27 protein-coding genes and 2 tRNA genes are annotated in these 24357 nt (G+C 71.2%); 15 read left to right on the forward strand and 14 right to left on the reverse strand.

What is annotated here, in order from left to right:
• Positions 1-88 precede the first annotated feature (88 nt).
• On the reverse strand, positions 89-676 hold the full coding sequence (locus ABTZ99_RS40660; RefSeq protein WP_499618387.1) for a pentapeptide repeat-containing protein: 588 nt from the start codon (positions 674-676) through the stop codon (positions 89-91).
• 155 nt (positions 677-831) lie between these two features.
• Between ABTZ99_RS40660 and ABTZ99_RS40665 the strand changes: the two genes are divergently transcribed.
• Positions 832-1821 carry a malate dehydrogenase gene (locus ABTZ99_RS40665; RefSeq protein WP_498782074.1) on the forward strand — a complete coding sequence of 330 codons (990 nt, stop codon included), beginning with the start codon at positions 832-834 and terminating at the stop codon, positions 1819-1821.
• 136 nt (positions 1822-1957) lie between these two features.
• Positions 1958-2767, forward strand: a complete 810-nt coding sequence (locus tag ABTZ99_RS40670; RefSeq protein WP_499618389.1) for an inositol monophosphatase family protein — start codon at positions 1958-1960, stop codon at positions 2765-2767.
• A gap of 25 nt (positions 2768-2792) precedes the next feature.
• Here the strand turns inward: ABTZ99_RS40670 and ABTZ99_RS40675 are convergent, their stop codons facing one another.
• Positions 2793-3698 carry an NAD-dependent epimerase/dehydratase family protein gene (locus ABTZ99_RS40675; RefSeq protein WP_498782070.1) on the reverse strand — a complete coding sequence of 302 codons (906 nt, stop codon included), beginning with the start codon at positions 3696-3698 and terminating at the stop codon, positions 2793-2795.
• 78 nt (positions 3699-3776) lie between these two features.
• Here ABTZ99_RS40675 and ABTZ99_RS40680 point away from each other — a divergent pair, with 78 nt between their 5' ends.
• A complete protein-coding gene (locus tag ABTZ99_RS40680; protein WP_498782068.1) occupies positions 3777-4475 on the forward strand; it encodes a TetR/AcrR family transcriptional regulator in 699 nt (232 codons plus the stop codon).
• Here ABTZ99_RS40680 and ABTZ99_RS40685 read toward each other — a convergent pair.
• The 7 genes from ABTZ99_RS40685 to ABTZ99_RS40715 form a co-directional block, all read right to left on the reverse strand.
• Positions 4397-4621, reverse strand: coding sequence for a DUF1918 domain-containing protein (locus tag ABTZ99_RS40685; protein ID WP_073885810.1), 225 nt, complete (start codon positions 4619-4621; stop codon positions 4397-4399). The two genes, ABTZ99_RS40680 and ABTZ99_RS40685, sit on opposite strands and share 79 nt — an antisense overlap.
• A 67-nt stretch (positions 4622-4688) precedes the next feature.
• A complete protein-coding gene (locus ABTZ99_RS40690) occupies positions 4689-5084 on the reverse strand; it encodes a bacteriophage spanin2 family protein (protein ID WP_498782066.1) in 396 nt (131 codons plus the stop codon).
• A 38-nt stretch (positions 5085-5122) separates the two neighbouring features.
• Complete coding sequence (locus tag ABTZ99_RS40695) at positions 5123-6079, reverse strand: ABC transporter ATP-binding protein (RefSeq protein ID WP_498782064.1); 957 nt, start codon at positions 6077-6079, stop codon at positions 5123-5125.
• Positions 6076-6873 (reverse strand): ABC transporter permease, encoded by a 798-nt coding sequence (locus ABTZ99_RS40700; RefSeq protein ID WP_499618391.1) that lies wholly within the window; start codon positions 6871-6873, stop codon positions 6076-6078. Before ABTZ99_RS40700 ends, ABTZ99_RS40695 begins: the two co-directional genes overlap by 4 nt.
• Positions 6866-7567 (reverse strand): ABC transporter permease, encoded by a 702-nt coding sequence (locus tag ABTZ99_RS40705; RefSeq protein ID WP_499618393.1) that lies wholly within the window; start codon positions 7565-7567, stop codon positions 6866-6868. The genes ABTZ99_RS40700 and ABTZ99_RS40705 overlap by 8 nt, the downstream gene beginning before the upstream one ends.
• 115 nt (positions 7568-7682) lie before the next feature.
• Complete coding sequence (locus tag ABTZ99_RS40710) at positions 7683-8054, reverse strand: hypothetical protein (RefSeq protein ID WP_498782058.1); 372 nt, start codon at positions 8052-8054, stop codon at positions 7683-7685.
• A complete protein-coding gene (locus ABTZ99_RS40715; protein ID WP_498782056.1) occupies positions 8051-8368 on the reverse strand; it encodes an ArsR/SmtB family transcription factor in 318 nt (105 codons plus the stop codon). The genes ABTZ99_RS40710 and ABTZ99_RS40715 overlap by 4 nt, the downstream gene beginning before the upstream one ends.
• Positions 8369-8444: 76 nt before the next feature.
• On the opposite strand from ABTZ99_RS40715, the gene ABTZ99_RS40720 reads away from it, so the two are divergent.
• A complete protein-coding gene (locus tag ABTZ99_RS40720; protein WP_499618395.1) occupies positions 8445-9653 on the forward strand; it encodes an MFS transporter in 1209 nt (402 codons plus the stop codon).
• Here the strand turns inward: ABTZ99_RS40720 and ABTZ99_RS40725 are convergent.
• Together ABTZ99_RS40725 and ABTZ99_RS40730 are read right to left on the reverse strand one after the other, a co-directional pair.
• Positions 9584-11179 (reverse strand): serine/threonine-protein kinase, encoded by a 1596-nt coding sequence (locus ABTZ99_RS40725; RefSeq protein ID WP_499618396.1) that lies wholly within the window; start codon positions 11177-11179, stop codon positions 9584-9586. The two genes, ABTZ99_RS40720 and ABTZ99_RS40725, sit on opposite strands and share 70 nt — an antisense overlap.
• Positions 11180-11188: 9 nt before the next feature.
• The gene (locus ABTZ99_RS40730; RefSeq protein WP_498782050.1) at positions 11189-11848 is read right to left on the reverse strand and encodes an HhH-GPD-type base excision DNA repair protein; all 660 of its coding nucleotides are present in this window, start codon (positions 11846-11848) and stop codon (positions 11189-11191) included.
• 249 nt (positions 11849-12097) lie between these two features.
• Here ABTZ99_RS40730 and ABTZ99_RS40735 point away from each other — a divergent pair, with 249 nt between their 5' ends.
• Positions 12098-13459, forward strand: a complete 1362-nt coding sequence (locus ABTZ99_RS40735; protein ID WP_499618398.1) for a glycosyl hydrolase — start codon at positions 12098-12100, stop codon at positions 13457-13459.
• On the opposite strand, the gene ABTZ99_RS40740 is transcribed toward ABTZ99_RS40735, so the two are convergent.
• On the reverse strand, positions 13460-14575 hold the full coding sequence (locus tag ABTZ99_RS40740) for a J domain-containing protein (protein ID WP_498782046.1): 1116 nt from the start codon (positions 14573-14575) through the stop codon (positions 13460-13462).
• 58 nt (positions 14576-14633) lie between these two features.
• On the opposite strand from ABTZ99_RS40740, the gene ABTZ99_RS40745 reads away from it, so the two are divergent.
• The 3 genes from ABTZ99_RS40745 (at position 14634) to ABTZ99_RS40755 (ending at position 15129) form a co-directional block, all read left to right on the forward strand.
• Positions 14634-14707 (forward strand) — tRNA-Pro (locus ABTZ99_RS40745).
• A tRNA-Pro gene (locus tag ABTZ99_RS40750) sits at positions 14708-14781 on the forward strand.
• A 90-nt stretch (positions 14782-14871) separates the two neighbouring features.
• Entirely contained in the window at positions 14872-15129 is a 258-nt protein-coding gene (locus ABTZ99_RS40755; protein WP_498782044.1) for a metallothionein, read from the forward strand.
• An 11-nt stretch (positions 15130-15140) separates the two neighbouring features.
• Here the strand turns inward: ABTZ99_RS40755 and ABTZ99_RS40760 are convergent, their stop codons facing one another.
• The gene (locus ABTZ99_RS40760) at positions 15141-15620 is read right to left on the reverse strand and encodes a hypothetical protein (protein WP_499618400.1); all 480 of its coding nucleotides are present in this window, start codon (positions 15618-15620) and stop codon (positions 15141-15143) included.
• 141 nt (positions 15621-15761) lie between these two features.
• Entirely contained in the window at positions 15762-16568 is an 807-nt protein-coding gene (locus ABTZ99_RS40765) for a metal-dependent hydrolase (protein WP_498782098.1), read from the reverse strand.
• A 282-nt stretch (positions 16569-16850) separates the two neighbouring features.
• Here ABTZ99_RS40765 and ABTZ99_RS40770 point away from each other — a divergent pair, with 282 nt between their 5' ends.
• From ABTZ99_RS40770 to ABTZ99_RS40800, 7 genes are all read left to right on the forward strand, one after another.
• Entirely contained in the window at positions 16851-18071 is a 1221-nt protein-coding gene (locus tag ABTZ99_RS40770) for an NADP-dependent isocitrate dehydrogenase (RefSeq protein ID WP_230572336.1), read from the forward strand.
• Between the two features lie 228 nt (positions 18072-18299).
• Positions 18300-18614 (forward strand): SH3 domain-containing protein, encoded by a 315-nt coding sequence (locus ABTZ99_RS40775; RefSeq protein ID WP_498782040.1) that lies wholly within the window; start codon positions 18300-18302, stop codon positions 18612-18614.
• A gap of 12 nt (positions 18615-18626) precedes the next feature.
• Positions 18627-18845 carry a hypothetical protein gene (locus tag ABTZ99_RS40780; RefSeq protein WP_230572334.1) on the forward strand — a complete coding sequence of 73 codons (219 nt, stop codon included), beginning with the start codon at positions 18627-18629 and terminating at the stop codon, positions 18843-18845.
• Positions 18846-18854: 9 nt separating this feature from the next.
• Entirely contained in the window at positions 18855-19667 is an 813-nt protein-coding gene (locus ABTZ99_RS40785) for an exodeoxyribonuclease III (protein ID WP_498782036.1), read from the forward strand.
• Between the two features lie 49 nt (positions 19668-19716).
• Positions 19717-20286 (forward strand): hypothetical protein, encoded by a 570-nt coding sequence (locus tag ABTZ99_RS40790; RefSeq protein WP_499618403.1) that lies wholly within the window; start codon positions 19717-19719, stop codon positions 20284-20286.
• 132 nt (positions 20287-20418) lie between these two features.
• The gene (locus tag ABTZ99_RS40795) at positions 20419-22104 is read left to right on the forward strand and encodes a TIGR03767 family metallophosphoesterase (protein ID WP_499618404.1); all 1686 of its coding nucleotides are present in this window, start codon (positions 20419-20421) and stop codon (positions 22102-22104) included.
• A gap of 97 nt (positions 22105-22201) precedes the next feature.
• The coding region (locus tag ABTZ99_RS40800; RefSeq protein WP_499618405.1) for a bifunctional FO biosynthesis protein CofGH at positions 22202-24357 on the forward strand (2156 nt) is incomplete at its 3' end.

The raw sequence follows: 24357 nt of genomic DNA on the forward strand, positions 1-24357 counted from the left end.
TACAACAGCGGTATGCGGCCCATTCGGCCGCACCGCCGGGAACCACCTCAGGCGCGACTCTCATCGAACGAGACTTGTGAAACAGGCGCTAGCCGACGCGCAACCCGTGCGCCGCGGCGAAGGCGACGGCCGTGTCCAGGTCCACCCGCGCACCGCGCAGGGTGGCCTGGACGAGCCCGTCGGCGTCCAGCCGCGCGCCGGTCAGGTCCGCGCCCTCCAGCCGGCACCCCCGCAGCCGCGCGCCGGTCAGGTCGGCGTCACGCAGGTCCGCCTCGCGGAGGTCCGCCTCCTCGAGGTTGGCCTCCCGCAACCGCAACCCGCGCAGCGACGCCTTCCGCAGCACGGCGCCGGACAGCCCGGCCAGCGTGAGATCGGTCTCGATCAACGTGATCGGCCGCAGCGCGCAGTCCACGAACACCGACCCGAGCCACGAGCACGACGTGAACTCGGCGGACCCCAGCACCGCGCGGGTGAACCGGCAGGAGCGGAACGCGGTGGCCTTGTGCGTGGACTCGCCCAGGTCGGTCCGGTCGAACGTGCAGTCGGTGAACGTGCAGCCCGACGTCGCCAGCCCGCGCAGGTCAGCCTCGGTGAAGTCGCACCGGACGAACGACCTGCCTGCCCACTGCTGCCCGTACAAGACCGCGTCGGTGTAGTCCTCGCCGATGATGTCCACTGTCACACCTTGTCATCGTCGCCCAGTTGGTAACCTCCGACCTGCCGGGCAACCCGCCCGGTGCGCGGTCCCGGAGTAGAGACCGCCGCTGACAGGTCGTCAGCCTGCCTAGTGGTCGTGCCCGAGGACTGAAGCCACAACATTCGGGAAGGCACATGACCCGCACGCCCGTGAACGTCACCGTCACCGGTGCGGCCGGCCAGATCGGCTACGCACTGCTGTTCCGCATCGCCTCCGGCCACCTCCTGGGTCCCGACGTCCCAGTCCGCCTGCGACTGCTGGAGATCCCGCAGGCCGTCAAGGCCGCCGAGGGCACCGCGATGGAGCTGGACGACTGCGCGTTCCCGCTGCTGTCCGGCATCGACATCACCGACGACGCCAAGACCGCCTTCGACGGCGTCAACGTGGCGCTGCTCGTCGGCGCCCGCCCGCGCACGAAGGGCATGGAGCGCGGTGACCTGCTGGAGGCCAACGGCGGCATCTTCAAGCCGCAGGGCGAGGCGATCAACGCGGGCGCGGCGGACGACGTGCGCGTGCTGGTCGTCGGCAACCCGGCCAACACCAACGCCCTGATCGCCCAGCAGCACGCGCCCGACGTGCCCGCCGAGCGGTTCACCGCGATGACCCGCCTGGACCACAACCGGGCGCTGTCGCAGCTGGCGAAGAAGCTCGGGGTGTCGGTCACCGACATCAAGAAGCTCACCATCTGGGGCAACCACTCGGCCACCCAGTACCCGGACCTGTTCCACGCCGAGGTCAAGGGCCAGAACGCGGCCGAGGCCGTGAACGACCAGGCCTGGCTGGAGAACGAGTTCATCCCGACCGTCGCCAAGCGCGGCGCGGCGATCATCGAGGCGCGCGGCGCGTCCTCGGCGGCGTCGGCGGCGAACGCGGCCATCGACCACGTCCACGACTGGGTCAACGGCACCGCCGAGGGCGACTGGGTCTCGATGGCGGTCCCGTCGGACGGCTCCTACGGCGTGCCGGAGGGCCTGATCTCGTCGTTCCCCGTCACGGTGACCGACGGCCGGTACTCGATCGTGCAGGGCCTGGAGATCGACGACTTCTCCCGCGCCCGCATCGACGCCTCCGTGGCCGAGCTGGTCGAGGAGCGCGACGCGGTCAAGGCCCTGGGCCTGATCTGAGTCCCAGTGCCGCGACCGGCGGCCGGCACCGCGATCCGCCCGTCCGACCGGCGGAATACGGGGCAAAGGCCGCCGGTCGCGGCACTGGCCCACGGGCGAGCCGCCGCCGGTGGCCCGCCCGTGGCATGTTGGGTGCATGGAACCCTGGCCCGTGCCGACCCCGAACCTGCCCGCCGACGTCCACCCGGCGCTCGCCGCCACCGCGCTCGCCGCGTCGGCCGCCTACGACGGCGCGCGGCGCGAGTTCACCCGCGTGCAGCTGCGCGAGGAGATCGCCGACGGCGCGGACGGCACGCCCACCATGCGGGTGGACGCGATCGTGGAAGCCGCGATCGCCGAGGCCGCCGCCGGGGCGGGCGCGAACCTGCTCTCCGAAGAGGCCGGGTTCATCGACAACGGCTCCGCGGCCACCCTGGTGATCGACCCGGTGGACGGTTCCGCGAACGCCGCCATGGGCGTGCCGCTCTCGTGCTTCGCGGGCGCCCTGGTGATCGACGACCAGCCGGTCGAGGCGCTCACCGTCTGGTTCGACACCGGCCGCGCCTGGTCGGCGCACGCGGGCAGGCCCACGCCCTACCGCACCACCGGCCGCACCGCGCTCAAGGGCGCGTCGATCTGCATGATGCGGCCCAAGCGCGGCACCGAGGACGCGTGGATGCGCGTGGCCAACCAGGTCGACCGCGTCCGCATCCTGTCCACCACGTGCCTGGAGGCGGTGCTGGTGGCCGAGGGCGCGGTGGACGCGTTCGCCGACCCCGGCTCGGACACCCACCGCCTGATGGACCTGATCGCGGCCCTCGTCACCGTGCCCGCCGCCGGGGGAGCGCTGCTCGACCTGCGCGGCCGGCCGCTGACCTTCGACCTCGACCTGTCCCGCCGCTGGTCGGGCATCGCCGCCGCCACGCCCGCCCTGGCCGACGACCTGATCACCACCATCCTGGGCTGAGACCGTTCCCAGGTTGCCGTTTCGCTCAACCCCGGTACCAGCGCGCGGTCTCCTCGATCGCCTGCTCGTGCGGCGTGACGGGCAGCGGCCCGAACGTGGCCTCGAACGCGGAGTGGTCCACCACCCACGGCGCGGTGCGCTGGTGGTCCATCTCGCCGGAGCCGCGCAGCCGCTTGTCGAACAGCGAGCCCACCGCGACCGAGAACGCCGGCAGCCGCATCGGCTTGCGCGCGTTGCCGAGCACCCGCCCGGTCAACGCCGCGAACTCCCGCACGGTCAACGTCTCCGCCGCCGGCGTGAGCCAGAGCTTCCCGTCGGCCCGCTCGTCGTCGCCGAGCACGATCTGCGCCCGCGCCGTGTCGCGCAGGTAGGCGAACGTGTGCGGCAGGTCCAGCGGCCAGAACCACAGGCCCGCCCGGCCCGCCGCCATCGGCTTGATCAGCAGCTCGCCGGGCAGCGAGCCCGTGCCGCCCGGCCCGTAGTAGTCCGAGGACCGGCACGTCGTGACCGGCACGGAAGCCGCCCGCAAGCGCTTGCCCAGCTCGCTGCGCAGCTTCTCCTTCACGCCCGCCGGCCGTTCCGGCGTGTCCTCCCGCATCGGTCCCGACACCGGTCCGAACGCGTACAGGTTGTCCGTGTAGACGATCTTCGCGCCGACCGCCTCCGCCGCCGCGATCGTGTTGTCCACCATCGTGGGCAGCATCTCGACCCAGTTCGAGTACAGCACGTTCGCCGCCAGGTGGACGACCGAGGCGCCCTCCACCGCCTTGAACGTCGACGCCCGGTCCATCAGGTCGGCCCGCACGTCCTGCGCGCCCTTCGGAACTCCACCTGAACGAGTGACAGCCCGCACCTCCCGGCCGTCCGCCACCAGCTGTCGGGCGACCTCCCACCCGATACCCCGCCCCGCACCCAGCACGACCGCCGTCATGACGCCCCCTCGTATCAAGCCGTAACTTCTGTTAGAAGTTCTAACACAAGTTAGAGTGCTTGTGTCAAGGAGGCAGCAGTGGTCAACGCCCGCCGCGAGCGGTACCGCGAGGAAACGAAGACCGAGGCCAAGCGCATCGCCTTGGAGCAGCTGGCCGAGCTGGGGATCGCCGGCATCTCGGTCAACGCCATCGCCAAGCGCATGGGCGTGACGGGTCCGGCGCTCTACCGGTACTTCAAGGGGCGCGACGACCTGCTCAACGACCTCGTCCGCGACGCGTGGCAGGACCTCGCGGACGCGGTGGAGGAGTCGGTGGCGGCGTCGAGCGGCGCATCACCACCCGATCGGGTGCGTGCGTTCGCCGAGGCGTTCCGGTCGTGGGGCGTCGGCCAACCGCACCGGTACCTGCTGCTGTTCGGCACGCCGCTACCGGGCTACCACGCGCCGCAGGACACGATCCTCCTGGCGCACCGCACCATGAGCGCGCTGCTCCGCGTGCTGCCGCGCGAAGACTCCGCCACGGCCGGGTCGTCCACACTGGACGCCCAGCTCGTGGGGTGGGCGGGCGCGCGCGGCGAGGGTGACGTGCCCCCCGCCGTGCTGCTCACCGGCCTGCGTGCGTTCACCAGGCTGCACGGCGTGCTCAGCCTGGAGGTCTCCGGCCAGTTCGGGCCGATGGGGGTCGACCCGGCGCTGCTCTACCGCGCCGAGGTCGAGTCCTTGATCCTGGGTGATTCGGGGGTCCGGGGCTCCACCAGGCTGTCGGGGCCGGGGTAGACCAGCCCTTCGTGGCCGTCGGAGAAGCGGACCCGATACGGGGGCGCACCTTCCGGGCCGCGCACTTCGAGGATCTCGCCGACCGTCTCGTCGAGACCAACCGCGCGGCTGTGGATGTGCAACCGGTCGCCTACTGTCGCGTGCATCTGCAACACCTCCGGTGCGTCACAGCGTAGGACTGTTCCGAAGGTACCGACAGCCTGACGTTTCCGCTCAGGCGCAGGCGTTGGACAGCTTCGCCACCTGGTCCAGCTTCTGCTGCGACCACCCGGCGATGTTCGCCGGGTTCAGGTCGTCCAGCGTCACCTTGCCCATGGTGTCGGAGACGCCGGTGATGGCGTCCTGGAGCGTGGCGTCGCCTGCCTTGGCGGCGAGCGCGTTCAGCTCCTCGGCCTTCTTCTGGGTCTCCTCCAGCGCCTTCTGCGGGTCGGTGGCGTCGGGCGTGAAGCCGGCCAGCTTGAGCGCGTCGATGCACAGCTGCGCCTTGTCCGCGGCCGCGCCGACCTGGTTGGCGGTGTCCGAGGCCTGCTGCACGGCCTCGCAGCCCGAGACCGCGGCGGCGAGTCCCATTGCCAGCAAGAGGGTGGCTACCGGACGACCTGCGCGCATGAGGTGCTCCCGTTCTACGTTGACCGTTTCGTCCGACTCTACCGACGCGCGTACAGCCGACGCACCACGTCGTCGATTTCCGGCTCGACGACCACCAGGTCGTGCACTTCCGCCCTGGTGGCCACGGCCGAGATCAGCGCCGCCGCCGTGGTGTCCGCCCGGCGGAACGTGAGGTGGTGTCGCAAACCGTTGAGCTCGACCCGGCTCGACGTCACGCCGGGCAGCCCGGCCAGCTCACCGCTGGGCTTCTCCAGGTCGATCACCAGCACCCGCTCCGGGGCCACCTCGGCGCGCAACTCCTCCAGCGCGCCGTCCGCGAGCACCGTGCCCCGGTCGATGACGACCAACCTGGGGCACAGCCGTTCGATGTCGTCCAGGTCGTGCGTGGTGAGCAGCAGGGTGGTGCCCCGGTTCGCGTTGAGATCGGCCAGGAATTCCCGGAGCCGTTCCTTGGATTCCAGGTCGAGCCCGATCGTCGGCTCGTCCAGGACGAGCAGTTCCGGCCCGTGCAGCAAAGACGCCGTGACCTCGCCCCGCATCCGCTGGCCGAGCGACAACTGGCGGACCGGCGTGTCCAGGAAAGGCCCGAGCTCCAACAGCTCGACGCACTCCCGCAACCGACTCCGGTAGTCGCCCGCCGGCACCCGGTAGATCGCCCGCAACAACTCGAAGCTGTCCCGCAACGGCAAGTCCCACCACAGCTGGCTGCGCTGACCGAACACCACGCCGATCCGCCGCGCCAGCTCCCGCCTGCCCCGCGAGGGTTCGACCCCGCACACCCGGACGTGACCGGACGTGGGCACCAGGATCCCGGTCAGCATCTTGATGGTGGTCGACTTGCCCGCGCCGTTGGGCCCCACGTACCCGACGGCCTCGCCCGCCGCCACGTCGAACGCGACGGCGTCGACCGCCCGCACCACCCGCTTCTCCCGTCGGAACCGGCCGACCTTGGTGGTCACCGTGAACTCGCGACGCAGGTCGCGCACTTCGATCATGATCCAGTCCCTCGGTAGTGCCGAACGGCCGTCCGCCACACCAGACCGGCCAGGACCGCCGCCGCGACCGCGACCAACGGCGAGATCCACCCCAGCAGGGCGGGCCCGCCCAACGGGTCCGGCCGGTCCAGCAGGGCCAGGGCGGGGTAGTAGGCGACGAACGCGCCGGGGACGACGAACGCGAAGAACCGCCGCAGCCAAGGCCCGAAGACCGTGGCGGGGTAGGAGGTGAACGCGTTGCTGCCGTACGTGACCGTGTTGGCCAACTCCTGGCCGTCCACGACCCAGAAGCACACGGCGTTGGCCGCCACCCAGATCGCGGAGAAGATCACCGCGCCGCTGATCGGCGCCAGCACGACGAGCCCGGCGGTAGACACCGACCACGCGATGTCGTTGTGGCCCAAGGCGTACACCAGCGCGCCGACCCCGGCGGCGATGCGCCCGACCTTCCGCAGGTGCAGGTCGGACGCCATCATCTGCGCCAACGTGCTCAAGGGGCGCAGCAGCAGCACGTCGAACGTCCCCGTGCGGATGTACGTGGGCAGTTCGTCCAACTGCCCCGCCACCAGGTCGGCGATCCCGAACGCCGTGCCCGCGATCGCGTACATCAGCACGACTTCCGAGACCGAGAACCCGCCCAGCGCGCTCACCCGGTTGAACAGCACCAGGATGATGGCCAACTCGGCGAGCTGGTTGACCGCCTGCGCAAGGCACTGCATGAGGAACGACGCGCGATAGGACATCTGCCCGCGCAACCGCGCGCCGACGAGCTTCGCGTACACGCTCTCAGCCACCCTGGACCACCACCTTCCGCACCGCCCGTGACAGCACCAGGTGCCCTGCGGCGACCACCGCGACGGCCCAGAACGCCTGCCCCGCGAGGAGAGGCCACGGCGACCCGCGTTCGAGGAAGACGTCGATCGGCGCCTGCAGCATGGCGGCGAACGGCGTCGACCACACGATCGGCAGCGCCCACTCGGGGAAGAACGCGAGCGGCACGGCCAACCCGCACAGCAGCCAGGTGAGCGCCGTGTAGAGCGCTTGGACGCCGCGGTTGTCCAGCAGCCAGAACGTGGTCGCGTTGAGCAGGAACCGCAGGCCGAAGCTGACCGCCACGGCCAATGCCACGCTGACCGCGAAAGCCGGCAACGTGCCGATCGACGGCCAGCGGAAGGGGAACAGCAACGCCCCGAACGCCACCGGCGGAGCGAACCGGACGGCCACGGCGTAGCACGCGCGGCCCACGTCCTCGGCGAACAGCGCCAGTTGCAAGTGCCACGGCCGGTACAGGTCGACCACCACGTCACCGCTGCGCACCCGATCGGAGAGGTGCTTGTCGCCCCAGAGGACGACCACGGCCATCAATCCCTGGCCCAGCCACACGTAAGTCGCCGTGGCGGCGACGTCATAGCCCGCGATGGCGCCCTGCGTGACCGCCGCGACCAGCACGGCCAGCCTGAGCAGGCCGAAGGCGACGTTCGTCGCCATTCCGGCGACCATCGCCTGTCGATAGGTGGAATACCTGCGGAATCCGGCCAGCGCTAGGAAAGCGTAAGCGCGCACGGTTGTTCACCCTAGGAACCACCGCAACCGAATTACCGGACTACGACCGCGCCGACACCCACTCCCGCACCCGCTCCCTCAACCCCTCGTCCCGCACCTGCGAGACCACCGGCTCGACCGCCCGTGCCACGGCCTTCGCGTACCTCCCCGACAACCCGTCCTCGGCCAGCACGTCCACCGCCAACGCGTCCGGATCCGCCGCCCGGACACCCAGCGACCGCACCACCCGGGCCCGCAACGCGAACCGGTCGGCCACCGCCCGGTCCCGCCGCACCCCGCTCCGCTCGCCACCGCGCGAGGCCGCCAACGCCACCGCCGCCCACGCCAGCCGGTTCACGGCGGGCCGCTCCTCGTCGTACACCCGCCCCTGGGCGAGCACCCGCACCCACTCCCAGTCGTTCGCGTCACTCACCGCCGTGCCGCCAGCACACCGTCGAGCAGCCCCGGGAACAGCGCATCCAAATCCTCCCGGCGCAACGAACTGATCCGCGACGTCCCCTGCGGTCGAACGCGCACGACACCCGCCTCCCGCAACGTCCGCACGTGATGGGTGAGCGTCGACGCCGTCACCCCCAGCGGCAGCACCCCGCACGACAGGCCCTCCTCGTGCGTCGCCAACGCGCGCACGATGCGGAGCCGCACCGGATCGGCCAGCGCGTGCAGCACCGACGCTATCCGGATCTCGTCCCGCTCCGGGTGGGGGAGCACAACAGTCATAACGCCCATAGTACGAGCCTCATCAAACTTCGATGAACGTCGTAGTACGATCCCCGTCGAAACACACGCGACTGGGGGATCACACATGTCGGTACGCACCTACCTCCTCGCCGCCGGGGCGTTCGCCATCGGCACGAGCGGGTACATCGTCTCCGGCGTGCTGCCGGCCGTGAGCGAGGAACTGGACGTCTCGCACGCCACCGCGGGACAGCTGCTCACGGCGTTCGCGATCGCCTACGCGGTCTCGTCACCCCTCCTCGCGGTCCTCACCGGCCGGTGGGAGCGCCGCACGCTCCTCGTCGTCGCCCTCGGCGTGGCCGCGTTCGGCAACCTCCTGGCCGCGCTCGCCCCGAACTACCCGCTGCTCATGGTCGCCCGCGTGATCAGCGCGCTCGGCGCGGCGATCTACACCCCCGCCGCGACCCTCGTCGCCACCGTCCTGACACCGCCGGAACACCGCGGCCGGGCCGTCGCCCTGGTCTTCGGCGGCTTGTCGTTCTCGCTCGTCCTAGGCGTGCCCGCGGGCAACGTGCTCGGCGGGCCCCTCGGCTACCAGGGCGTGTTCGCGCTGATCGCGGCCGTCTCGGTGCTCGCCGCGATCGCCGTGCGCCTCTGGCTGCCCCGCGTCGACGCCCCGCCGGCCGTCGGCTTGCGCCAGCGCATCGCACCCGCCGCCGACCGCCGCGTGCTGATGGTCCTCGCCCTGACCGTGCTCGCGTGCCTGGCCGTGTTCAGCGTCTTCAACTACATCGCGCCCCTGCTGGCCGAGACCGCGGACGTGGAAGGCGCCACGATCGGCGTCCTGCTCATCGCCTACGGCCTGGGCTCCGTGCTCGGCAACTGGGGCGCGGGCCGCCTCTCGGACCGCTTCGACACCCGCAAGCTGCTCGTCGTCCTGTTCAGCTGCTTCACCGTCGTGCTGGCGACGTTGCCCCTCACCGCGACGACCCCGGTGTCGGCCGGCGTCGCGCTCTTCGCCTGGGGCGCGCTCACGTGGTCGGCGAACCCGCCCATCCAGAGCTGGCTGATCGAGCTGGCGCCCGCCAACAGCGGCCTGCTGCTGTCGCTCAACGCCTCCGCGATCTACCTCGGCGTGGGCCTGTCCGGCGTGCTCGGCGGCGTGGTGATCAGCTGGGTCGGGCTCGGCCCGCTGGCCCCGATCGCCGCGCTGCCCGCCCTGACGGCCCTGGTGATGCTGATCTTCGCGCTCAAGCCCGAACCGCGTCAGGACCCGCCGAACGCGCTGGTCGTCGTCTCGCCGCCCGCGGAGGGCGCCGCCAAGCAGTGGAAGTAGGCCTGGTCGCCGTCGGTGAACCCCACCGCCGTGAACCTCCAGCCCGAGGTGTCGACCCTCGGCCGGGTGTTGGCCGCCATCACCTCGGCCGTGCAGGCGCTCGCCACCTCGGGCGCCTTGACCAGCTCGTCGTTGTCGACGTCCGGCACCGGCCCGGACAGCCACCCGCCCGCGAACGCCTCCCAGAAGTGCTCCTCCGAGCAGTTCCCGACCTTCCGCGCACTGGCCGCCTGGCCGCCGACGGACACGATGCCGCGGTAGCAGGTCGGTTCGGCGACGCAGTACCCGGTCACGCACTCCTTCAAGGCGGGCGGGGGGAGGGGCTTGCCGGAGCTGTCGCCGGTGGACCCGGCTCCGGTCGTCGTCGTGGTGGTCGTGGCGGTGGACTTGGACGCCCACCACCACGTGCCCAGGGCCACCAGCGTCGCGAGCACCGCGGCGCTGATCACCAACGGCCAGGGCTTCTTGGCCGGCGGCCGAACGTAACCGGCTCCCGCCAACGGCGGCGACACCCGAGGCGTCGACCCCGCCAACGGTTGCGGATCCCGGGGCGGCAACCCGGCCGCCGGCGGCGACCCCCAAGCCGGTGACTCGGCCGCCGGCGAGGACCCCCAAGCCGGTGTCTGGGCTGCCGGCGAGGATCCCCAGGCGGGTGACTGGGCCACCGCGGGCGACGCCCAGGCCGGTGGCTCCGCCGGCCGGGAGACCGGCGACGGGCCCGACGCCTCCACCACCCGGCTCAACTCGTCGCGCAACCGGTCCGCCGTGGGCGTCCGGCGACCGACCTCGGGCTCCAACGCCCGCACCAACGCCTCGTGCACCCCCTGCGGCACGCCGGGCACCCACGGCACCGGCGCCCGCAGCACCTGCCCCAACTGGTCGAACGACTCCACGGGCCACGGCACCGGCCGCGGCGGCTTGCCCGCCAGCAGGTCGTACAACGTGGCCGCCAGGGAGTACACGTCCGCCGCCGGCGTCGGCGGCGCCATCGCGAACGCCTCCGGCGGCGCGTAGCTGGGGCTCAACGCGTCCCGCGTGACCGTGCTCGAACCCTCGGCGTCCAGCAACGCCGCCAGCCCGAAGTCGGCCAGCTTCACCGTGCCGTAGCGGTCCAGCAGGATGTTGCCCGGCTTGATGTCCCGGTGCAGCACGCCTTCCGCGTGCGCGGCGGCCAGCGCGTCCGCCAACCGCACGCCCAACTCGAGCACCCTCGCCGCGGGCAGCGGCCCGTCGCGCTGCACCACGTCGGCCAGCGACCCGCCCGTGCACAGCTCCATGACCAGGTAGGGCGTGCCCTGCGGGGTGAAGTTCGCGTCGTGCACCGACACCACGTGCGGGTGCCCGGACAGCCGCGCGGCGGCGTGCGCCTCGCGCAGGAACCGCCGCCGGTCCCGCTCGCTCTGCAGGACCCGGTTGTCGACCTTCACCGCGACGTCGCGGTTCAACTGCACCTGGCGGGCCCGGTAGACGGTGGCGAAACCACCCTGGCCCAGCGGCGTGAGATCGGTCAGACCGGGCAACTCCACGCCGGGACTCTAGCCCTTCGCCGCCGCCTTGCCCGCCGTTTTCCCCTTCGCCACGGCGGTCTTCCCCTTCACCGCCGCCTCCGCTCCCGCCGGGCCCTCCACCTGACCGCCTGCCTTCGCCGCCTTCTTGAACGCCCGCACCTCGGCCAACGTCTCGGCGCTGGTCACGTCGGCGATGGACCGCCGCGAACCTTCCTCCCCGTACGCGCCGGCGGCCTCCCGCCACCCGTCCGGCGTCACCCCGCGCTGCTTGCCGAGCAGCGCCACGAAGATCCGGGCCTTCTGGTCGCCGAACCCCGGCAGCTCCTTCACCCGGCGCAGCACCTCCTTGCCGTCCGGTTGGCCGGCCTTCCAGATGTTCGCCGCCTTGCCCTTGTAGTGCTCGATCACGTGCAACGCCAGCGCGTGGACCCGACGTGCCATCGACGCGCCGTACCGGTGGATGGCCGGCGGCTGCACGCACAGCTCGACGAACGCCTCCACGTCGGTCTCCGCGATCTTGGTGATGCTGAACCCGTCCATCCGGTCCGCGATCTTCCGCGGTCCGGCGAAGGCGTGCTCCATCGGGAACTGCTGGTCCAGCAGCAGCCCCACCAGCAACGCGAACGGGTCGTCGCTCAGCAGCTTGTCGGCGGCCGGGTCACCGGTCAGGCGCAGCTTCTTCGGCATGCGGGCCATCCTCCCACCGGATCCCACGACTCCACCCGCCGAACCTCGCCGATCACCCCGCCCTGTCGAACTCGCCGGTCAGCTGGCCGACCGGTGGCGGGCTCCGCACGACGTCCTCGTGCCTCGGAACGCAGCCCGCGCCGCTGCCGACCTGCGCCATCCGGTTGACTGCTTAACCGGTTAATCGCTACCGTCCAACGATCCGCCGCCACGCTCCGAAGGCCGCCACCTTTCGAGAGGCAGGACGCAGTGCGAACAGCGATGACGCTGGTAGCCCTACTTCTGGTCACCCTCGCCCCACCCGCCGCCTCCGCCGCGGCGGCACCGCCGCCGATCCCGGTCGTCGACTACCTGAAGCGCATCACCGGCACCCGCACGGTGACCGGGATGCACAACAAGGAGCCCAACTCCGACCCCGCCCGCCACACCGCGAAGGTCCACGCGATCACCGGCGTGTACCCCGGCCTGTGGGGCGGCGACTTCCTCTTCGCCCAAGCCGACGTCGACCACCGCCGGACGATGGTCGACCAGGCCCTCACCGAGTGGCGCAACGGTTCGCTGGTCACGTTGACCTGGCACGCCTGCCCGCCGACCCGGCCGACCGCGTGCGGCTGGGACGCGGGCGTGAACGACGACCTCACCGACGCCCAGTGGGCGCAGCTGATCACCGACGGCACCGCGCTCAACAACGCCTGGAAGGCGCGCCTCGACGAGGTCGTGCCGTTCCTGCGCCTGCTGCTGGACGCGGGCGTGCAGCCGCTGTTCCGGCCGCTGCACGAGATGAACGACGGCTGGTCCTGGTGGGGCGGCCGGCCCGGCGCGAACGGCAGCCGCCGCCTCTACCAGCTCACCCACGACCACCTGGTGAGGACCCGCGGCCTGGCCGGCATGGCGTGGGTGTGGAACGTCAAGGACCTCGACCCGGCCGGCATCGCCGACTACTACCCGGGCCCGGCGTACGCGGACGTCCTGTCGCTCGACGCGTGGAACAGCTTCTGGCCCGCGAGCACCTACCGCGACGTGCTCAAGTCGCTGGCGCAGGGCAAACCGCTGGCGCTGGCCGAGGTCGGCAAGGTCCCGTCACCCGCGGAACTGGCGTCCCAGCCCGAGTGGTCGTACTTCATGGCGTGGCCGGAGTTCTTCGACGACAAGCAGCTCAACCCCGACAGCGCCGTCCGCGCCACCTACGCCTCGCCGCGCGCGGTCAACCAGGGCGGGCTGACCGGGTCCGCCAACCTGGCCCTCGGCCGCCCGTCCTGGTCCACCACCACCGAGAGCGCCGCCCACCCGTCGGCCCACGCGTTCGACGGCAACCCGGCCACCCGGTGGAGCAGCGCGTTCACCGACCAGCACTCGCTGTGGGTCGACCTCGGCTCGGCGCGACCGGTCCGCCGCGTCCGGCTCGACTGGGAGGCCGCGCACGCCCGGCAGTACCAGGTGCAGGTCTCGTCCGACGGCACGACGTGGACCACCGTGCACGAGAACTACGCGGCCGACGGCGGCACGGACGAGATCACGCTGGACACGAGCGCGCGTTACGTGAAGCTGTACGCCTTCCAGCGCGCGACCCCGTACGGCTACTCGCTCTGGGAGATGGGCGTCTTCGGCTAGTCAGCCCGCGGTCCGCGCGATCGGCACGACCTGCCCGATCAGCAGGCGCAACGCCTCCCGGTCCACCGTGGCCGGGTCCTCGGCCAGCCAGTCGCCGATCTCCTCGACGAACTGGGCGGGCGTCATCGGCGGCACGATGGCGTCCGCCGGTTCCTCGGTGGTCACCACGCCGTCGCGGCTCGGGTAGACCAGCAGCGCGGTCCGGATCTCCAGCCACGGCAGCAGCTTCCGGTACACCGCGAGGCTGCGCGGCATCCGCATGCCGCCGCCCCGGAACGGGTGGCCGTTGCGCCACACCGTGCCGTCGTCCTCGGCCTCGTAGTGCCCGGGCAGCCACGACTTCGACTCGATCAGCACCAGCTTCCGCCCGCACAGCACGGCGTGGTCGACGTCGGCGAACACCGAGCCCGGCCAGGCGAGCCCGTGGAAGATCCGCGCGCCGGGCAGCCGGGTCAGGTACTGGCTGAGCAGGTCGGCGGTGAGCCGCTCGCAGACCCGGTCGTCCGTGGTCCCGTGCACGACGCCGGTGTCGTGGTCCGCCGTGAACGACCGGTCGGCCCGGACCGCCGCCAGGTACCGCCGCACGAGCCGGAACGCCGCCGTCGCCGCGGCGGCCACCACCAGCAGCCAGACGCCGAGCGCCAACGGCGAGAAGTCGATGACGACCACGGGCAGCAGCAGGAAGAACCACCCGCACATGGCGGCCAGCGCGGGCGCGTGGCCCGGACCGGAGGCGGGCGCGTACCGGACCCGCTGGCCGACGTCGACCAGGTGCCACCACGCGAGGCCGCCGAGGTCCACCACGGGCTTCGGAGGTACGAAGTCGGGATCTTCGCCGAAGTTGCGCAACCGACCGGTCCGGCCGGAGCGCGGCGGGCGGGTCGGCGACGTCGGGCGTGCGCCCGGACGGGTGAACGACCAACCGCGGTCGTAGTCACGTCGGCGAGCCGGGTCCCGCAGGGTGTCATATGCCTCTTGCAGCATCCGGAAGGTGCCGGAGGACCCGCCCGCGTCCGGGTGCATGACCTTGGCCAGGGAGCGGTAAGCGGACTTGATCTCCGCCTCGGACGCGTAGCGGCCGACCCCGAGGAGTTCGTAGTAGTCGACTCCGCGCACGAGGGCAGACCTTAGCGGCCCTGTCTCCGCGACCTCGGTCATGGTTAGTGTTGGGCAGGAGCCCGGTAGCGCAGTGGTTGTCGCGCCCTCCCCAAGGGAGGGAGGACGCCGGTTCGAATCCGGCCCGGCTCGGGACCATGTAGCGCAGTGGTTGACGCGCCCTCCCCCTGGGAGGGAGGACGCCGGTTCGAGTCCGGCCTGGTCCGCTCGGTCCGACCTCGTGCGCGCGCACGGGGTCCGGGTTCGTCGAGCGGGTTCGAGTTGCCGGTGCCCGCCGACCGGCGCACGCTTCGGCCATGGCGACTTGCGACGTCTGCGGCAACGACTACTGGATGGCCTTCGAGGTCCGCACGGTCGGCGGTGGCGTGCACACGTTCGACAGCTTCGAGTGCGCGATCCAACGCCTGGCGCCGCGCTGCGAGCACTGCGACTGCCGCATCCTGGGCCACGGCGTCGAGGTGCAGGGCCGGTTCTTCTGCTGCGCCCACTGCGCGCGCAGCGCGGACCGCCTCGGCGCCGAGATCAAGGACACCGTCGGCGCGCACCCCGGCTGACCGCCGAGGTCTCAGCCGCAGTCCAGCACCAGCCGGCCGTTGACGAACGTCGGCTGCAGGTCGCCGCGCGCGTCCACGCTCTTCGTGCCGTGCGGCAGGACTTCCTCGATCGCGCTGAACGCGAGGATGTCCGACACGCCGTAACGACCGCGCAGCGTGCGCTGGCCGGGGAACCGCAGCGCCCGGCCCTCCTTGCGGTCGCGGTGCGCCAACGCCGCCCGCAGCGCGCCGCGGGTCAGCTCCTCGGGCCCGGCGAGCCGTTGCAGGGAGCCGTTGTGCACCGCCACGCCGTAGCCGCGTTCGATCAGCGTCGACACGGTGTTCTCCGAGGGCTCCTCGGTGAGCCGGAACGACATCGCGTGCCGCCCCTCCACCTCGTGGACGCACACGAGCTGGGCGTGGAACAGCAGCGTTTCGTAGAGCGAAACCGCGACGGCGTCTGCGGTCGTCCGGTCGTCGTGACCGGCGTTGAGGCCCAGCCAGGTGGTCATCCGGCGGCCTCGACAACGTTGTCGTGCGTGGGGTGGGGCACGAAGTCCTCCTCGACGCGATCGGCGCGGGACAGGATTTCGGAGGAGGCTAGTCCGTTCGGGTGATGAAGTGGTAGCCGCCGAATGGCCGGTATCTGAAAATCAGATGGGCAGCAGGTCGAAACTTTCGAGGAACGGGAGCGCGCCCGCCTGCTGCAACGCGGCGGCGGACAGCCAGACGCTCAGGATCGTGACCAGCGGACCGACGATGGCCATCTCGACCCGGCCGCCGGTCTTCATCCGCATGATCTTCGGCGGCGCGACCGGGAACCAGGTCTTGCCCATCAGCGGGATCGGCCACAGGATCGGGCAGCCCTGCTCGGTGATCGCGTCGCCGAGGTAGTGGGCGAAGCACCCGACGCCCACCGCGACCCCGCACGCCGCCGCGCTGGCGGGCGTCTGCGCCGTCCAGGCCACGCAGGCGACCGTGATGGCGGCCGAGACGCCCGTGATGAGCAGGGCGTCCTTCTGCGGGCACCAGTCGTTCATGATCCCGCGCACGGCGAGGCCCGCGAACACGAACATCAGCGCGGGCAGCGCCCACTTCTGGGACTGCTGCACCACGGCGGTCGTGCCGACGGCGGCGACCAGGGCGAAGGCCAGCGTGTGCGTGAGGCCGCGGTGCCCGCCGTCGCGGTTGGAGTCCTTGCGGGTGCGGGTGGTGCGGTAGACGAACGAGCTGATCGTGTTGATCAGGGCCGACGCGCCCGCGCTGACCGGCCCGAACGTGCGGGAGATCGTCGAGGACGGGTGGTCGAGGTCGGGCAGCAGGGCGGCGCCGGTGGCGAGCACCGCGCCGACCGCCCAGCTCTGCGGCGTGAGCTGGCCGATGGGGTGGTTCTCGGCTATCGCGGTCACCGCCGCCCAGGCCAGCAGACCGCTCATGGCGTGGGTCGGACCCGTCGACAACGCTGCCCCCTTGATCACTCGTCCGGGTCCGAGGTTAGCGGGGCGGGGACGTCCGGAGGGTGCATTCCGCGAACGCGTGTTCGAGTGTCGCCCCCGGTCGTCCCCGTGCGGCGGCCCGGCGGCGCGGCTGGTTGTATTGGCCGGAGACCACACGTGCCACCGGCGGTCGCGGCTCGGCGCAGATGTGACGCCGTTCCCTTTTTCCGCCCGGGTGGACGCAAGCAACCCGACATAGCAGTACGCTTGTCTTGCTTGCATTGTCGCGAGAGGAGCGCCCTGAGTATGGGCAAGATCAAGGTTCAGGGGACCGTCGTCGAACTCGACGGCGACGAGATGACGCGGATCATCTGGCAGTTCATCAAGGACAAGCTGATCCACCCGTACCTGGACGTCAACCTCGAGTACTACGACCTGGGCATCGAGCACCGGGACGCCACCGACGACCAGGTCACCATCGACTCCGCGCACGCCATCAAGAAGCACGGCGTCGGCGTGAAGTGCGCCACCATCACGCCCGACGAGGCGCGGGTGGAGGAGTTCGGCCTGAAGAAGATGTGGGTCTCGCCGAACGGCACGATCCGCAACATCCTCGGCGGCGTGGTGTTCCGCGAGCCGATCATCATCTCGAACATCCCGCGGCTGGTGCCGGGCTGGACGAAGCCGATCATCATCGGCCGTCACGCGCACGGCGACCAGTACAAGGCGACCAACTTCAAGGTCCCCGGCGCGGGCGAGCTGACCATCACGTTCACGCCCGAGGACGGCTCCGAGCCGATCAAGCACGTGGTGGCCAACTACGGCCCCGACGGCGGCGTGGCCATGGGCATGTACAACTTCAACAAGTCCATCGAGGACTTCGCGCGCGCCTCGTTCTCGTACGGGTTGCAGCGCAACTACCCGGTGTACATGTCGACCAAGAACACCATCCTCAAGGCGTACGACGGCGCCTTCAAGGACATCTTCCAGCAGGTGTTCGAGGACGAGTTCAAGGCGCAGTTCGACGCCGCGGGCCTGACCTACGAGCACCGGCTGATCGACGACATGGTGGCCGCCGCGATGAAGTGGGAGGGCGGCTACGTCTGGGCGTGCAAGAACTACGACGGCGACGTGCAGTCCGACACGGTCGCGCAGGGCTTCGGCTCGCTGGGCCTGATGACGTCGGTGCTGATGACGCCGGACGGCAAGACCGTCGAGGCCGAGGCCGCGCACGGCACGGTGACCCGGCACTACCGCCAGCACCAGGCGGGCAAGCCGACGTCCACCAACCCGATCGCGTCGATCTTCGCGTGGACCGGTGGCCTCAAGCACCGCGGCAAGCTGGACGGCACCCCCGAGGTGACCGGCTTCGCGGAGACGCTGGAGCAGGTCATCGTGGAGACCGTCGAGAGCGGCCGGATGACCAAGGACCTCGCCGTGCTGGTCGGCGCGGACCAGGAGTGGCTGACCACCGAGGACTTCCTCGGCACGCTGGACGAGAACCTGCAGAAGAAGATGGCCGGCTGACGCCCGCCCTTCGGCTCGCGCGACAAGGGGACCGCCTCCGGGCGGTCCCCTTGTCCGTTCCGGCGCCGTTCCCCGGTGCGCTTGGCGGTGCGGTTCGCGGTTCCGGTGCCGTTTCCGTGACGGCGTCACCCGACCGGTTCCCCGGTGGGGTGGAATGTGCCGCCGACCGGCCCGCGGCCCATCGGCCCGCGCTATATCTGCACTTCGGCAGAGGTGTCGGGAGGCGTGATGTTCGGGATTCCGGTGCGCGGCATGGTCGTCGTGGGTGTGCTCGCGGCGGCGGGGCTGATGTACGTCGCCAACGAGGGCAAGAAGCTCGGGGTGGACGAGACCGCCGCGCGCGAGTGCAGGGTGACGGTGATCGCCGACATCCTCAACGTGCGGTCGGGGCCCGCCGACACCCAGCCGATCGTGGCGACCATGCCGCGTGACGCGGTGGTGCGGGCGGAGGCGAGGATCGAGAACGGCTTCCGGCTGCTGTCGGACGGGCGGTGGGTGAAGGCCGAGTTCGTGACACCCACCTCGGACAGCGGCTGCACGTGATGTGATGGGCGGATGTTCTTCAAGTGGCGGTCGTTCCGGCGTGGCGTGGTGACGTGCGCGTGCGAGCCGGAGTGGCCGGGCCTGCGGTCGGTGGTGGACGGGCACGAGATGGCGGGGGTGCCGTCGCCGGAGGGCAGCAGCCCGTTGGTGCTGATGTGGGGCCTGACCGCGTCCTGCACGGGCTGCGGCGCCGAGTACCCGCACGGCTGGGCGGTCGCGGATCGCGGTTAGGCTGCCCGGGTGCTGACCGTCTCCTCGATCAACGTCAACGGGCTGCGTGCCGCCGCGAAGAAGGGCTACCTCGAGTGGCTGGCCGCGACGGCGGCCGACGTCGTGTGCCTGCAGGAGGTGCGCGCCGAGCCGGGGCAGCTGGCGGACGAGGTGCGCTCGCCGGAGGGTTGGCACGTGGCGCACGCGTACTCCGAGGTCAAGGGCCGCAACGGGGTCGCGGTGCTGACGCGCGAGGCGCCGCAGGCCGTGCGGATCGGGTTCGGGGTGACCGAGTTCGAGCACTCGGGCCGGTACGTCGAGGTCGAGCTGGCCGACGTGGTCGTGGCGTCGCTGTACCTGCCCAGCGGTGACGTCGGCACGCCGAGGCAGGACGAGAAGGACCGGTTCATGGCGGCGTTCCTGCCGTACCTGGTGGAACTGCGCGACAAGGCCGCCGCCGACGGGCGCGAGGTGCTGGTGTGCGGCGACTGGAACATCGCGCACCGGGCCGAGGACCTGAAGGCGTGGAAGACGAACCAGAAGTCGTCCGGCTTCCTGCCCGAGGAGCGCGCCTGGATGGACCGCGTGTACGGCGAGGCGCGCTACGTCGACGTGGTCCGCTCCCTGCACCCGGACGTGGCCGGCCCGTACACCTGGTGGTCCTACCGGGGCAAGGCGTTCGACAACGACTCGGGCTGGCGCATCGATCTCCACGTCGCCACGGCCGCCCTGGCCGCGACCGCCCGCACCGCCGTGGTCGAGCGGGCGGCCACGTATGCCGAGCGCTGGTCAGACCACGCGCCCGTCACGGTGAGTTTTGACTGGCCCAAGGCGGGGCAGTGAGTCGTACGGCTTGATCCCGCGGCGGAGGCGGTCGATCTAGCATCGGCCGGTGTCCGTGGACCTCGAAGCGACCGTGCCCGAGCCGGTGCGGCTGGACGTCCTCGTGGCGGCGGCCGAGCGGCTCCTGGCCGGGTTGCTCGCCCTGTCGAGCCGGCCGGAGGTCGTGGTGTTCGGCGGGCGTCGGTACCAGCAGGGGCGCCGGGTCGGGGAAGGTCGCCGGTTGAGCCGACCGGAGTTGGTGGCGCAGGTGGTCGGCCCGCACTCACCCGGGCGGTCGGACGGCGCGTTCGAGTTCGAGGTGCTCGGCGGCGAGATCGCCTGGGCGTGGATGTCGGTGATGGACGACGGGGAACCGGGCGAGCCGACCTACGTCCTGTTCTCGCCCTCGCGGACGTGCGGGGGTGTCGTGCTGGCGACGGCGCTCGCGCTGGCGGTCGCCGAGTGCGCGGGCGGTGAGTTCCGGGACGAGGAGATCGGGATGCTCGTTCCGCCGGAGACCGATCCGGCCCGGGTGGTCGAGGTGACGCGGTTGACCGACCCCGCCTTCGACTTCGGTGACGCTTGCGAGCGGTACCTGCGGCAGTTCCCGCAGCTCGGCGGGTGGCCGTCGCGGGCCTGATCCCTTGCCGCGCAACGGAACCGATCCACCCGACGATCGACTTCGCTCGTTCGGCCGCACTTCACCCCGAGTTCGTGACGCGCTCCCCGGTTCGTGAGAACTTTTCATCTAACCGAGACGCGGGAGTGTTCGATGGGGATCAGCCGGCGGCGTTTCTTCCAGGCGACGGGTGCGGCGGGCGCGGTGTTGTTGTGGGGTGGGCCCGCTTGGGCGGCCACCACCGGCACGACCCTGGACGCGGCGGCCACGGCGGTCGGCGGCACGGGGTACCGGAGGTTGCAGGCGGGACCGGGGTGGCCGGTGGTGGTGCGGTCGGACCTGGCCACGCCGGGCGCGGGGCGGGCGGACCGGCGCACGTCGCTGGCCTGCTTCGTCCAGTTCACCGACATGCACATGGTCGACGCCCAGAGCCCGGCCCGCTTCGAGTACACCCACCCGTTGCTGGGCGCGGGCGCCTTCCGGGCCCACGAGACGCTGGCCCAGCACACGTCGACGGCGCTGGTCCAGCGGATCAACTCGATCGGCGCCGGGCCGTTCACCAACCGCCCGATCGACTTCATGATGACCACGGGCGACAACACCGACAACCACGAGCTGATCGAGCTCGACTGGTTCCTCACCGTCCTCAACGGCGGCCGGATCACCGCCAACACCGGCGACCCCGCCCGCTACGAAGGCGTGCAGGACTCCGGCGTGAAGTCCTACTGGAACCCGCACTCCACCCTCGTCGACGACTACAAGGCCAAGGGCTTCCCCCACCTGCCCGGCCTGCTCGACGCCGCCATCCGCCCGTTCGACAGCCCCGGCCTGCGCATCCCGTGGTACTGCACGTTCGGCAACCACGACGACAGCGTGGTCGGCACGCTGCCCGACGGCCTCCCGATCGTCGACGGCCTCTACACCTCGAACCACAAGATCATGGGCTTCGCGGACGGCCAGGTGCAGCGGCTCGCCAAGGCCATGACCGACCCCGCGCACGTGCTGGACGCGGCAGCCGTCGTCGCCGAGGGCGGCCTGGTCCGCACCGTCACGCCCGACGCCCGCCGCCGGCCGTTCACCACCGCCGAGTTCGTCCGGGCGCACCTCGACCCGCGCCACACCGGCCCCGGCCCGCACGGCCACGGCTTCACCGACGACAACGCCGACGGCGTGGACGTCTTCTACACGTTCCCGATCGCGCCCGGCGTCACCGGCGTCAGCCTCGACACCACGACCACCGGCGGCTTCGCCGACGGCTCGATCGGCCTGCACCAGTACCTCTGGCTGGAGCGGACCCTCAAGCGCGGCAGCTCCCGCTACTACGACGTGCTCGGCTTCCCGCACCGCCAGGACGTCACCGACGAGCTGTTCATCCTGTTCAGCCACCACACCAGCTGGACCATGGGCAACGTCCTGCCCGACCGCCGCCGCCCGCTCGACCCGAGGCTCGACGGCAAGGCTCTCGTCGACCTCCTCGGCCGGTTCCCGAACGTCGTCGCCTGGGTCAACGGCCACACCCACGAGAACCGGATCGTCCCGCACGGCACGGGCGAGCGGGCGTTCTGGGAGATCAACACCGCCGCGCACGTCGACCACCCGCAGCACGCCCGGATCATCGAGCTCGCCGACAACGGCGACGGGACGTTGTCCCTGTTCACGACCCTGGTCGAGGGTGACGCGCCCTACCAGGCAGACTACGGCGACTTCTCGCCGCGCGGCCTCGCCTCACTGGCCCGGGAGTTCGCGTTCAACGACCCGCACGCCAACGCGAACGCCGTCGGCACGCCGACCGACCGCAACACCGAACTCCTCGTCGCCGGGAGGGCGCCGGTCCGGTGACCCGGTCGGGCTGACGGGCGACCAAGCCCCGACTGCGCTTCGTGTTGGAGATCACACTGAGCGTGATCGGGAATCTTCGCCGCCTAGTGTCGTTGTCGTGGCCGTGGACATCTCGATCGCCCCGCCGGATCCGACGCCGAGTGGGTCGTCGATGCGACGTGCGTTGCGCCGTGCCGTCGATGGTGCGGTGTTGGACGTGACCGAGGCCGCGGTGCTGTTGCACGCGCGTGGTGAGGACCTGGAGGCGTTGCTGCGGGCGGCGGGTCGGGTGCGCGACGCGCATCTGGTGGCGGAGGGTCGGGCGGGGGTGGTGACCTACAGCCGCAACGCGTTCATCCCGTTGACCCGGTTGTGTCGGGACCGGTGTCATTACTGCACGTTCGCCACGGTGCCGCACAAGCTGCCGGCGGCGTTCCTGGAGCGCGACGAGGTGCTGGAGATCGCGCGTGCGGCGGCGGCGCAGGGCTGCAAGGAGGCCCTGTTCACGTTGGGCGACCGGCCGGAGGAGCGGTGGCCGCAGGCCAAGGAATGGCTGGAGGCCCGCGGCTACTCCTCCACCCTCGACTACGTGCGCGCCTGTGCGATCGCGGTGCTGGAGGAGACCGGGCTGCTGCCGCACCTGAACCCGGGCGTGCTGAGCTGGGAGGAACTCCAACGGCTGCGTCCGGTGGCGGCGAGCATGGGCATGATGCTGGAGACCACCGCCGAACGCCTGTGGTCGGAGAAGGGCGGCCCGCACTACGGCAGCCCCGACAAGGAACCGGCGGTCCGGTTGCGGGTGCTCACGGACGCGGGTCGGGTGAACGTCCCGTTCACGACCGGGATTCTGATCGGGATCGGTGAGACGATCACCGAGCGCGCGGAGTCGTTGCTGGCGATGCGGGGGATCGCGCGGCAGTACGGGCACATCCAGGAAGTGATCATCCAGAACTTCCGGGCCAAGCCGGACACCGCGATGCGCGGCATGCCCGACGCCGACCTGCACGAACTGGCCGCCACGATCGCGGTCGCCCGACTGGTCATGCCCTCGTCCACCAGCGTGCAGGCCCCGCCGAACCTGGTCGGCGAGGAATTCGCCCTCATGCTCCGCGCCGGTATCGACGACTGGGGTGGTGTGTCGCCGGTGACCCCGGACCACGTCAACCCCGAACGCCCCTGGCCCCACGTCGACACCCTGGCCCAGCACACCCGCGCAGCGGGCTTCGACCTCCAGGAACGGCTCGCGGTCTATCCCCGCTATGTGACGGCTACCGCCGGGCAGTGGATCGACACCCGCCTCACCGCCCACGTCTCGGCCTTGTCCCGCGCAGACGGCCTGGCCGACCCCGACGCCCCGGTCGTGGGTCGTGAGTGGCAGGAACCCGATGGTGGTCTGGACACCTACGGCCGCGCGGACCTGAACACCGCCATCGACACCGAGGGTCGCACCGAGGACCGGCGTGGCGACTTCGACAGCGTGTACGGCGACTGGGCGTCGTTGACGGTCCCCAAGGCGATCGAACGGTTGCCGGAGGACACCGCCCGCGCCCTGCGTCTCGCCGCGGACAACCCGGCCGGGATCCTGGAGGACACCGACGCGGCGATGGCGCTGCTCACCGCCGACGGTGCGGCGCTGGAGACGATGACCCGGCTTGCGGACGAGTTGCGTGCCGAGGTGGTCGGCGACGATGTCACCTATGTGGTGAACCGGAACATCAATTTCTCGAATGTCTGTTATGTCGGGTGTCGGTTCTGTGCGTTCGCGCAGCGTGAGCGGGACGCGGACGCCTTCCGGCTCTCGATCGCCGAGGTGGCCGACCGGGCGCAGGAGGCGTGGGACGCGGGCGCGACCGAGGTGTGCATGCAGGGCGGCATCGACCCGAAACTGCCGGTCACCTACTACGCCGACGTCGTCCGCGCGATCAAGACCCGCGTGCCCGGCATGCACGTGCACGCGTTCAGCCCGATGGAGATCGTCGCCGCCGCCACCAAAGCCGGCGTCAGCGTCCGCGAATGGCTCACCGAACTGCGCGCCGCCGGCCTGGACACCATCCCCGGCACGGCCGCCGAGATCCTCGACGACGACGTCCGCTGGGTGCTGACCAAGGGCAAACTGCCCGCCGCCACCTGGCTGGAGGTCGTCGCCACCGCGCACGAGGTCGGTATCCGGTCCTCCTCGACGATGATGTACGGCCACGTGGACCATCCCGGGCACTGGCTCGGCCACTTCCGGGCGTTGGCGGCGTTGCAGGACCGCACCGGCGGCCTGACCGA

The sequence above is a fragment of the Actinosynnema sp. NPDC002837 genome, from assembly GCF_040295345.1.
Lineage (GTDB): Bacteria > Actinomycetota > Actinomycetes > Mycobacteriales > Pseudonocardiaceae > Actinosynnema.

Bases quoted from the DNA above. Each gene is read 5' to 3' on its own strand.
- ABTZ99_RS40665 (WP_498782074.1), top strand. From the start codon at position 832: ATGACCCGCACGCCCGTGAACGTCACCGTCACCGGTGCGGCCGGCCAG.
- ABTZ99_RS40670 (WP_499618389.1), top strand. From the start codon at position 1,958: ATGGAACCCTGGCCCGTGCCGACCCCGAACCTGCCCGCCGACGTCCAC.
- ABTZ99_RS40675 (WP_498782070.1), bottom strand. From the start codon at position 3,698: ATGACGGCGGTCGTGCTGGGTGCGGGGCGGGGTATCGGGTGGGAGGTC.
- ABTZ99_RS40685 (WP_073885810.1), bottom strand. From the start codon at position 4,621: ATGCACGCGACAGTAGGCGACCGGTTGCACATCCACAGCCGCGCGGTT.
- ABTZ99_RS40690 (WP_498782066.1), bottom strand. From the start codon at position 5,084: ATGCGCGCAGGTCGTCCGGTAGCCACCCTCTTGCTGGCAATGGGACTC.
- ABTZ99_RS40695 (WP_498782064.1), bottom strand. From the start codon at position 6,079: ATGATCGAAGTGCGCGACCTGCGTCGCGAGTTCACGGTGACCACCAAG.
- ABTZ99_RS40705 (WP_499618393.1), bottom strand. From the start codon at position 7,567: ATGGCGACGAACGTCGCCTTCGGCCTGCTCAGGCTGGCCGTGCTGGTC.
- ABTZ99_RS40715 (WP_498782056.1), bottom strand. From the start codon at position 8,368: ATGGGCGTTATGACTGTTGTGCTCCCCCACCCGGAGCGGGACGAGATC.
- ABTZ99_RS40720 (WP_499618395.1), top strand. From the start codon at position 8,445: ATGTCGGTACGCACCTACCTCCTCGCCGCCGGGGCGTTCGCCATCGGC.
- ABTZ99_RS40730 (WP_498782050.1), bottom strand. From the start codon at position 11,848: ATGCCGAAGAAGCTGCGCCTGACCGGTGACCCGGCCGCCGACAAGCTG.
- ABTZ99_RS40755 (WP_498782044.1), top strand. From the start codon at position 14,872: ATGGCGACTTGCGACGTCTGCGGCAACGACTACTGGATGGCCTTCGAG.
- ABTZ99_RS40760 (WP_499618400.1), bottom strand. From the start codon at position 15,620: ATGACCACCTGGCTGGGCCTCAACGCCGGTCACGACGACCGGACGACC.
- ABTZ99_RS40770 (WP_230572336.1), top strand. From the start codon at position 16,851: ATGGGCAAGATCAAGGTTCAGGGGACCGTCGTCGAACTCGACGGCGAC.
- ABTZ99_RS40775 (WP_498782040.1), top strand. From the start codon at position 18,300: ATGTTCGGGATTCCGGTGCGCGGCATGGTCGTCGTGGGTGTGCTCGCG.
- ABTZ99_RS40780 (WP_230572334.1), top strand. From the start codon at position 18,627: ATGTTCTTCAAGTGGCGGTCGTTCCGGCGTGGCGTGGTGACGTGCGCG.
- ABTZ99_RS40795 (WP_499618404.1), top strand. From the start codon at position 20,419: ATGGGGATCAGCCGGCGGCGTTTCTTCCAGGCGACGGGTGCGGCGGGC.